Origin of the sequence: Micromonospora sp. BL4 (assembly GCF_003667505.1) — a bacterium.
GTDB lineage: Bacteria > Actinomycetota > Actinomycetes > Mycobacteriales > Micromonosporaceae > Micromonospora.
Genome location: NZ_RCVJ01000059.1, coordinates 1 through 8,733, shown reverse-complemented (window position 1 = coordinate 8,733; position 8,733 = coordinate 1). Strand labels below are relative to the sequence as shown.

At 72.9% G+C, this 8,733-nt stretch carries 7 protein-coding genes; 2 read left to right on the top strand and 5 right to left on the bottom strand.

Annotated features, from left to right (window positions below; translation table 11 throughout):
- Together EAD89_RS04250 and hflX are read right to left on the bottom strand one after the other, a co-directional pair.
- Positions 1 to 1,440 (bottom strand): hypothetical protein (locus tag EAD89_RS04250; protein ID WP_199733411.1); only part of this gene is annotated, 1,440 nt, incomplete at its 3' end.
- A gap of 50 nt (positions 1,441 to 1,490) precedes the next feature.
- A complete protein-coding gene (hflX, locus tag EAD89_RS04245; RefSeq protein WP_121653154.1) occupies positions 1,491 to 2,942 on the bottom strand; it encodes a GTPase HflX in 1,452 nt (483 codons plus the stop codon).
- 184 nt (positions 2,943 to 3,126) lie between these two features.
- Here hflX and EAD89_RS04240 point away from each other — a divergent pair, with 184 nt between their 5' ends.
- The gene (locus EAD89_RS04240; RefSeq protein WP_121674813.1) at positions 3,127 to 4,593 is read left to right on the top strand and encodes an NAD-dependent malic enzyme; all 1,467 of its coding nucleotides are present in this window, start codon (positions 3,127 to 3,129) and stop codon (positions 4,591 to 4,593) included.
- 114 nt (positions 4,594 to 4,707) lie between these two features.
- On the opposite strand, the gene dapF is transcribed toward EAD89_RS04240, so the two are convergent.
- From dapF to EAD89_RS04225, 3 genes are read right to left on the bottom strand one after another with little or no spacing between them, the layout of a single operon-like run.
- On the bottom strand, positions 4,708 to 5,553 hold the full coding sequence (dapF, locus tag EAD89_RS04235; protein ID WP_121674812.1) for a diaminopimelate epimerase: 846 nt from the start codon (positions 5,551 to 5,553) through the stop codon (positions 4,708 to 4,710).
- A 7-nt stretch (positions 5,554 to 5,560) separates the two neighbouring features.
- Entirely contained in the window at positions 5,561 to 6,493 is a 933-nt protein-coding gene (gene miaA / locus EAD89_RS04230) for a tRNA (adenosine(37)-N6)-dimethylallyltransferase MiaA (RefSeq protein WP_121674811.1), read from the bottom strand.
- Positions 6,490 to 7,206 carry a class III extradiol dioxygenase subunit B-like domain-containing protein gene (locus EAD89_RS04225; RefSeq protein ID WP_121674810.1) on the bottom strand — a complete coding sequence of 239 codons (717 nt, stop codon included), beginning with the start codon at positions 7,204 to 7,206 and terminating at the stop codon, positions 6,490 to 6,492. The genes miaA and EAD89_RS04225 overlap by 4 nt, the downstream gene beginning before the upstream one ends.
- 201 nt (positions 7,207 to 7,407) lie before the next feature.
- Between EAD89_RS04225 and EAD89_RS04220 the strand changes: the two genes are divergently transcribed.
- Positions 7,408 to 8,616, top strand: coding sequence for a DUF349 domain-containing protein (locus EAD89_RS04220; RefSeq protein WP_121674809.1), 1,209 nt, complete (start codon positions 7,408 to 7,410; stop codon positions 8,614 to 8,616).
- Positions 8,617 to 8,733 lie beyond the last annotated feature (117 nt).

Sequence of the window (8,733 nt, the reverse complement as noted above, 5' to 3'; positions counted from 1 at the left end):
ACCGTAGCCACCATCGGCGGCCGCCGGGCGGCCACCGCCATACACCGCGCCGCCCGCCGGGGCGGGACCACCACGGCCCGCGCCGCCCGCCGGGGCGGGACCACCACGGCCCGCGCCGCCCGCCGGGGCGGGACCACCACGGCCCGCGCCGCCGCCGTACGTCCCACCGCCGGCGCCGTAGACCGCCCCGCCGGCCGGAGCGCCGCCACCGTAGACACCACCCGCACGGTCACCCGCCGGGAACCCGTCGTCGGTGCGGCCACCACGCGGACCCAGAGGTTCGCCGTCCGGGTCCGAAAGGTCGGACCCATCGGGTGCCGGCGGCCGGCGGCGCGCCCGGAGGATGCCGAAGATGCCGGCGCCAACCAGCAGCAGGCCGATCACCCCGACCGCGCCGACCAGGTAGGTGATGTCGTCCAGGCTCAGCCCGTCGAACCAGGACTGCGAGGCGCCCGGCTTGGCGGCACCGGCATCCTTCGCCAGCGGCTTCGCCGTCGAGGTCGACGGCGTGTAGCTGAGGATGTCGACCGTCTCGTCCTGCGTGAACTGCTGACCGTCGGAGACGGTGAGGAAGGTCTTGCCGTCCGTGGTGTAGCTGATGGCCTCACCGAACGGGTCGGCGAGCGGCGTCACCCGGGGCTTGCCGGTGGTGAGCGCGCCGACGATGTCACCGTTGGCGACGTCGTACTCGAAGGCGTCCGCGTAGGTGCGCAGCACCACCCGGGCGCCGTCCGGCGAGCGCGCCGCGCCGGTGATCGCGACCCGACCGAAGGTGTTGAGCGGGTTCTCGGTCTCCGTCGGGGGCAGTGCGATGTCGCCGACCTTGCGCATCGGCACCGGCTCGGTGTCGCCGTTCTTCAACGCCGCCGCCGGGGTGAAGATCTCAGCCTTTCCGCTGGTCACCTTGGTGATGACCAGCGGCTTGCCGTCGTTGCCGATGAGCAGCGCCTCGGCGTCGTGCGGCTTGCCCTCGGGGTAGGAGAGCCGGTGCAGCACCGGCGCCTTGCTGCCGGTGACCGGCATCGACCAGAGCGCGACCCGCTTGCGGCGTTCCTTGGCGAAGACGTTGTCGCCGGTGTCCGCGATCCAGAGGGTCGCGCCGTTCGGCGAGAGAGCGAGGTCCTCGGTGTCGAACGGGCCCTGCCCCGAGTACTGGACCGGGGACTTCGAGATCTTGCACTTGCTGTCGAGAAAGAAGACCCGCTTACGTGCCGCGTCCTCGGTGCCGTCGTTGATGACGATGTAGCCGCTCTTGGTCGCTACCAGCCCGGACAGCTCCCGCAGCCGCTCGTCGGTGACCGTGCAGCGCTTCTTGCCGGCAGGGGCGGCGGGTGCTTCGGAGGATCCGGGGGCGGGAGCGGCGACAGCGACTCCGGCGAGCGCCACGGTTGCCCCGAGCAGGCCGAGGGCAACCGTGACCGAGGAAACAACGCGGCGCATTCGGCCAGTGTCGCATGCCGCGCGTTTCGGGGGGATGACGCCGGGGCCGCTCAGCGCCGGCTGCCGGCCGGCTGACCCTGCCGCTCGGCGAACGGCGCCAACTCGGCGGCGAGCGCCTCGCCGACCCGGACGTGCAGCAGGGTGCCTTCCGGCAGGTGCGCCGTGCTGAGCACCTCGCCCGTGCGGTGCACCCGTGCCACCAGGTCACCCCGGTCGTACGGCAGGACGGCCCGGACCTCCACGGCCGGCCGGGGAAGCCGCTCCTCGATCGCCGCGCGCAGCCCGTCGACGCCCCGCCCGGTGTGCGCGGAGACGAAGATCGCGTCCGGCCAGAGTCGCTTGAGCCGCAGCAGCGTGTCCTCGTCGGCCGCGTCGGTCTTGTTGACCACGAGCAGCTCGGGGAGCCGGTCCGCGCCGACCTCGGCGAGCACCTCGTGGACCGCGCGCACCTGCTCCTCCGGATCCGGGTGGGTGCCGTCCACGACGTGCACCACCAGATCCGCCTCGGCGACCTCCTCCAGCGTCGAGCGGAACGCCTCGACGATCTGGTGCGGCAGGTGCCGGACGAAGCCGACCGTGTCCGAGAGGGTGTAGAGGCGCCCGTCCGCGGCGGTGGCCTTACGCGTGGTCGGATCCAACGTCGCGAAGAGCGCGTTCTCCACCAGCACACCCGCGCCGGTCAGCCGGTTGAGCAGGCTGGACTTGCCGGCGTTGGTGTAGCCGGCGATGGCCACCGCGGGGACGGCGTTACGGGAACGACGGGCGCGCTTGGTGACGCGTACCGTCTTCATGCTCTTGATCTCGCGGCGCAGCCGGGAGATGCGGTGACGGATGCGCCGCCGGTCGGTCTCCAGCTTGGTCTCACCGGGGCCACGCACACCCACGCCGCCGCCGGCGCCGCCGCCGCGACCGCTACCACCGGTCTGCCGCGAGAGCGTCTCGCCCCAACCACGCAGCCGGGGCAGGAGGTATTCCAGCTGGGCCAGCTCGACCTGCGCCTTGCCCTCCTTGCTCTTGGCGTGCTGGGCGAAGATGTCGAGGATCAGGGCGGTCCGGTCGACCACCTTGACCTTCGTGCGCTGCTCCAGGTTGCGCAGCTGGGACGGGGAAAGCTCACCGTCACAGATCACCGTGTCGGCGCCGGTGGAGAGCACCACAGCGCCGAGGTCGTCGACCTTGCCCCGGCCGATGTAGGTGGCCGGGTCCGGCCGCGTACGGCGCTGGATCAGCCCTTCGAGCACCTGCGAGCCGGCGGTCTCGGCGAGCGCGGCCAGCTCGGTCAGCGAATTCTCCGCGTCGGTCACCGTGCCCTCGGTCCAGACGCCCACCAGGACGACCCGCTCCAGCCGCAGCTGCCGGTATTCCACCTCGGTGACGTCGGTGAGCTCGGTGGAGAGGCCCGGTACGCGTCGTAGCGACTGCCGCTCCGACAGCTCCATCTCGCCGGTGGTTACGTCGTCGAGCTCGTCCTCGACGGGGACAAAGCTCTCCTGGTCTCGCAAGCGGTTCTCCTGTCCGTTTTGATAAGTAGAACGTAATCCTGACATGTGGCAACGCCGAACGCACCTGCTATATGCCCGTGCCGAAGGTCGCCAAAAGCGGGGGCGAATGCCGGTCGACCTCGACAACCCGGTAGAAATGCTGGGCGGCGGCCGAGCGGCCGCACAGCCGTGACGGAGGGACCCCGTGGCCATCACCCGACTGCCGAGCGCCGGATTCTCGATCACCATCCGGATCGCCGTGACCGCGGACGCCTCCTCGATCGGCCGGCTCACCACCTCGGTCGGCGAAGCCGGGGCGATCGTCACAGCGCTGGACGTGGTGGACTCCGACCCGACGCACGTGATCGTCGACCTGACCTGCGACACCGCCGACGCCGGCCACGCCGACCAGGTGGTCGACGCGCTGACCGCGCTGGACGGCGTGGACGTGCGCAAGGTGTCCGACCGGACGTTCCTGCTGCACCTCGGCGGCAAGATCGAGGTGACCTCGAAGGTCGCGCTGCGCAACCGCGACGAGCTGTCCCGGGCGTACACCCCCGGGGTGGCGCGGGTCTGCATGGCGATCGCCGAGAACCCGGCGGACGCCCGCCGGCTGACCATCAAGCGCAACACCGTCGCGGTGGTCAGCGACGGCTCGGCGGTGCTCGGCCTGGGCAACCTGGGCCCGGCCGCGTCGCTGCCGGTGATGGAGGGCAAGGCGGCGCTGTTCAAGCGCTTCGGCGGGGTGGACGCCTGGCCGGTGGTCCTGGACACCCAGGACACCGACGAGATCGTGCAGATTGTCAAGGCGATCGCGCCGGCGTACGGCGGGATCAACCTGGAGGACATCGCCGCGCCGCGCTGCTTCGAGATCGAGGCCCGGCTGCGGGAGGCGCTGGACATCCCGGTCTTCCACGACGACCAGCACGGCACGGCGATCTGCGTGCTGGCCGCGCTGACGAACGCGCTGCGGGTCGTGGGCAAGCAGCTCGCGGACGTCCGGGTGGTCGTCTCCGGCGCCGGCGCGGCCGGCACGGCGATCATGAAGCTGCTGCTGCGCCAGGGCGTCGGCGACATCATCGCGTACGACCGGGAGGGCGCCCTGCACCGTGGGCTGACCGGGCTCAACTCGGCGTGGCAGTGGCTGGCGGACAACACCAACAAGAACAACTACGCCGGCGACCTGCCCGGCGCGATCCGGGGCGCGGACGTCTTCATCGGGGTCAGCGCGCCGAACCTGCTCACCGGCGACGACATCGCCCAGATGGCCAAGGACTCGATCGTCTTCGCGCTGGCCAACCCGGACCCGGAGGTCGACCCGCGGGAGGCGCGCAAGCACGCCGCCGTGGTGGCCACCGGCCGCTCGGACCAGCCGAACCAGATCAACAACGTGCTCGCCTTCCCCGGCGTGTTCCGCGGCATGCTGGACGCGCACGCGGAGGAGTTCACCGAGGAGATGGCGATCGCGGCCGCGCAGGCCATCGCCGACGTGGTCGGCGAGGAGAAGATCAACCCGACGGTGATCGTGCCCAGCGTCTTCGACTCCCGGGTCGCCCCGGCGGTCGCCGCCGCCGTACGCGCCGCCGCGCACAACCCCAGCCCGCTGCCAGCGGCCGACCCCGGCCCGACGGATCTCCCCGAAATCGCCGCCAACGCCAGCGCAACCCCGTAACCCGCTCTGCCGCCCTGCCCTGCCCGACGCCCCGGCGATCAAGAGGTTTGCGTCAGAAACAGCAGGGTTCCTGACGCGAACCTCTTGATCAACATGGCCGGAGCGGGCCGAGGGTCAGGCGGGGAGGGTGGTGGGGTTGATTTCGCCGGTGGCCACCAGGACGGCCGGACCGGACAGCCAGCAGGAGTCGTCGGTCACCGTCACCGTCAGGCGGCCGCCGGGGACGTCCACGGCGATCACTCCCGTGTCCCGGCCGACGTCGCGCAGGGCCACCGCGGCCACCGCGCAGGCGCCGGTGCCGCAGGACAGGGTCTCGGCGCTGCCGCGCTCGTACACCCGCATCAGGGTGTGCCCGTCGGTGCCGTCGACCGTGTCGCCCGGCACGATGAACTCCACGTTCACCCCGCTCGGGAAGAGCGCCGGGTCGAACCCGGGCGCGGTGGTCAGGTCCAGCGCGGACAGCTCCACACCCGCCGGCAGGACGCAGACCAGGTGCGGATTGCCGATGTCCACGGCGGTGCCGGGCAGGGTCAGACCGCCCAGGGTGGCCGTGGAGCCGTCGTACAGCCGGGGGCGGCGCATCTCGACGGACACGGCGTCGCCCTCGACCAGCGCGCGCACGACGCCGGCCCTCGTGGCCACCGGCAGCGCCGCGCCGGCCGGCGTGGCCAGCCCGGTGTCGATCAGGTAGCGGACGAAGACCCGGGCGCCGTTGCCGCACATCTCGGCCAACGAGCCGTCGGAGTTCCAGTAGTCCATGAACCACTCGGCCTCACCGGCCTGCCCGGCACCCTCCGGATGCTTGGCCGCGCGGACCACCCGCAGCACCCCGTCCGCGCCGACGCCCCGCCGCCGGTCGCAGAGCGCCGCGACCAGCTCCAGAGTCAGGTCGAGCTGACCGTCCGGGTCGGGGAGAAGAACGAAGTCGTTGCCCGTGCCATGGCCCTTGGTGAACTCCACACTTCCATCATCGCGCAGGCGCGGGCACGAGGCGCAGGGCGGCCTCGATCAGGTCCGGAGCGGCCGAATCCAGCCAGTGGATCCGCGGGTCGCGCCGGAACCAGGACCGCTGCCGGCGGACGAACCGCCGGGTGGCCCGGACCGTCTCGTCGTACGCCTGCGTCTCGGTCAGCTCACCGGCGAAGAAGCGCAGCACCTGCTGGTAGCCGAGCGCCCGGCTGGCGGTCCGCCCCTCGGGCAGCCCCCGCCCGACCAGCTCGCGGGTTTCGGCCAGCAGGCCGTCGGCCCACATCCGATCGACCCGCAGCGCGATCCGCTCGTCCAGCAGCCCGGTGTCCAGATCCACGCCGACCTGCACCGACGGGTAGTACGGCACCGGATCGGGCAACGACGCCGTGAACGGGGCGCCGGTGAGCTCGATCACCTCCAGGGCCCGGACGATCCGCCGGCCGTTGCCGGGCAGGATGCCCTCGGCGGCGGCCGGGTCGGCGGCGCGCAGCCGCGCGTACAGCGGCGCCGGGCCGACCTCGGCCAGCTCCCGCTCCAGCCGCTCGCGCAGCGCCGGGTCGGTGCCGGGGAAGTCGAAGTGCTCCAGCACCGCCCGCACGTACAGCCCGGAGCCGCCGACCAGCAGCGGCACCCGCCCCCGGGACAGGATGTCGTCGACCGCCGCGCGGGCCCGGCGCTGATACTCCGCGACGCTGGCCGGCTCGGTGACCTCCCAGATGTCCAGCAGGTGGTGCGGCACCCCGTCGCGCTCGGCAAGGGTCAGCTTGGCGGTGCCGATGTCCATGCCCCGGTAGAGCTGCATCGAGTCGGCGTTGACCACCTCCCCGTTCAGGGCGTGCGCCAACGCGATGCTCAACGCCGACTTGCCCGCCGCGGTCGGCCCGACCACCGCGACGACCGTGCCGACCGGGCGACCCCCGTCGCCGCTCACGCCGGTCGCCAGGAGGCGACGAAGTAGGCGACACCGAACGGGGCCGAGTCGTGCAGCAGCTCGCCACGCCATCCGCCGCCGGCCGACCGGGCCGCGCCGGCGAGCACCTGCCAGGGCGCGCGGCCGGCGGCCTTCAGCTCCGCCGACACGACCGGGTCGAGGTCGAGCAGGCCGTCCAGGTCCGCCTCGGCCAGGGCCGTGGCGACCCGCTGGTCGTACGGGCGGGCGCGCGGGTCGTCGTACCCCGGTGACTTCTCCCCCCGACAGGCCGACCCGTCCCCCAGCACCAGCAGCGCCACCCGGGCAGCCATGGCGTTGACCTCGTCGGCGAGCGCGGCCAGCTCGGCCGGGCCGGCGTCGGCGGCCACCTGCACGGCGGTCACCGGCGGACGCACGCCGTGCCGGGCCAGCAGCCACGCGCCGATGGTCAGGCTCAACGGCAGGACCGCGCCCCGGTCCGGCTGACCCGGGGTGAGCGGCACGTCCAGGTCGACGCCCCAGGGCTGCAGGGAGCCGGTGGCCGGAGACGGGATGGTGCCGGTCACCGGGCCGGCGCCGAGCAGCACCACGGTGGCCGGATCGGCGGCCAACAGCCCCCGAACAGCGGTGTCGCAGGCGGCCCGCAGATCGTCCAGCTCCGGCGCGGCGGCACCGGCCACCTCGGGCACGAGCAGGGGCGGATGCGGGCAGACGGCGGCGGCGACCAGTGGCACCCGTTTACCGTAGCGGGAATCCCCGGTGCGTCTCCGCGCCGATCCGGTCAATCGGGCCCTAGGACACCGTATGGTCACGGTCGGCGATAGGCGCTCGACGCGGACCGGGTCGGACCTGTGACAATGCCGGAAGCAACTTGGCTGCGCCGTGGCGGCGACGGGGGACGGTTCCCTCGACGCCGGGAGAACGAGGATGGGCACATGAGCGACTGGACTGCCTTCGGACGGGTGGACGCGGACGGCACCGTGTACGTCAAGACCGCCGAGGGCGAGCGGGTGGTCGGATCCTGGCAGGCGGGAGCACCGGAGGAGGGCCTCGCGCACTTCGCACGCCGGTTCGCCGATCTGGTTACCGAGGTGGACCTGACCGAAGCGCGGCTCAACTCGGGTGCGGCGGACGCCGGGCACTCGCTGAGCACGATCCGGCGGATCCGCGCCTCGCTGCCCGAGGCCCACGTGGTCGGCGACATCGACGCGCTCGCCGCGCGGCTGGACAAGCTGGCCACCCTCGCCGAGGAGAAGGCCGGTGAGGCGCGCGCCGCCCGGGACGCCGCTCGCGGCGAGGCCCTGGCCCGCAAGACCGCGCTGGTCGAGGAGGCCGAGAAGCTCGCCGCCGAGTCGACCGGCTGGAAGACCGCCGGTGACCGCCTCAAGGAGATCCTCGACGAGTGGAAGACCATCCGCGGGGTCGACAAGAAGGCCGACGGTGAACTGTGGAAGCGGTTCGCCGCCGCCCGGGACGGGTTCACCCGGCGTCGGGGCGCCCACTTCGCCTCCCTGGACGCGCAGCGCAAGCAGGCGCAGACGGCCAAGGAGGAGTTGGTCGCCGAGGCGGAGAAGCTCAAGGACTCCACCGACTGGGCGGCCACGGCCAACCAGCTCAAGGAGCTGATGACCCAGTGGAAGGCCGCGCCGCGCGCCTCCAAGGAGGCCGAGCAGAAGCTCTGGGAACGGTTCCGGGCCGCGCAGGACGCCTTCTTCAGCCGGCGCAGCGAGGTCTTCTCCGCCCGCGACAACGAGCAGCGCGCCAACCTGGAGCGCAAGCAGGCTCTGCTGGCCGAGGCCGAGGCACTGGACATCGACGCCGACCCGAAGGGCGCCCAGGCCAAGCTGCGGGAGATCCAGGCCCAGTGGCACGAGGCCGGTCGGGTGCCCCGGGAGGCCGCGTCCGGGCTGGAGCGCCGGCTGCGCGTCATCGACGACAAGGTCCGCGAGGTGATGGATTCGGCGTGGCGCCGGACCACCAAGGAGGACAACCCGCTGCTCGCCCAGATGCGGTCGCAGGTGGCGGAGGCCGAGGACCGGCTGGCCCGGGCGCAGGCCGCCGGGGACGCTCGCCGGATCAAGGAGGCCGAGCAGGCCCTCGCCGCCAAGCGGCAGTTCCTCCAGCTCGCCGAGCAGGCCGGCTGACCTGAGCCTTCCGGAGCCCCGGTCCCCCACGGGACCGGGGCTCCGGCGTATCCACCCACGGCCCACGCCCGCGGCGCACAGCCCACGGCCCACGGCCCACACCCCACGGCCCACACC

Excerpts from the sequence above, each read along its gene's own strand:
- EAD89_RS04220 (WP_121674809.1), top strand. The coding sequence starts at position 7,408 with ATGAGCGACTGGACTGCCTTCGGACGGGTGGACGCGGACGGCACCGTG.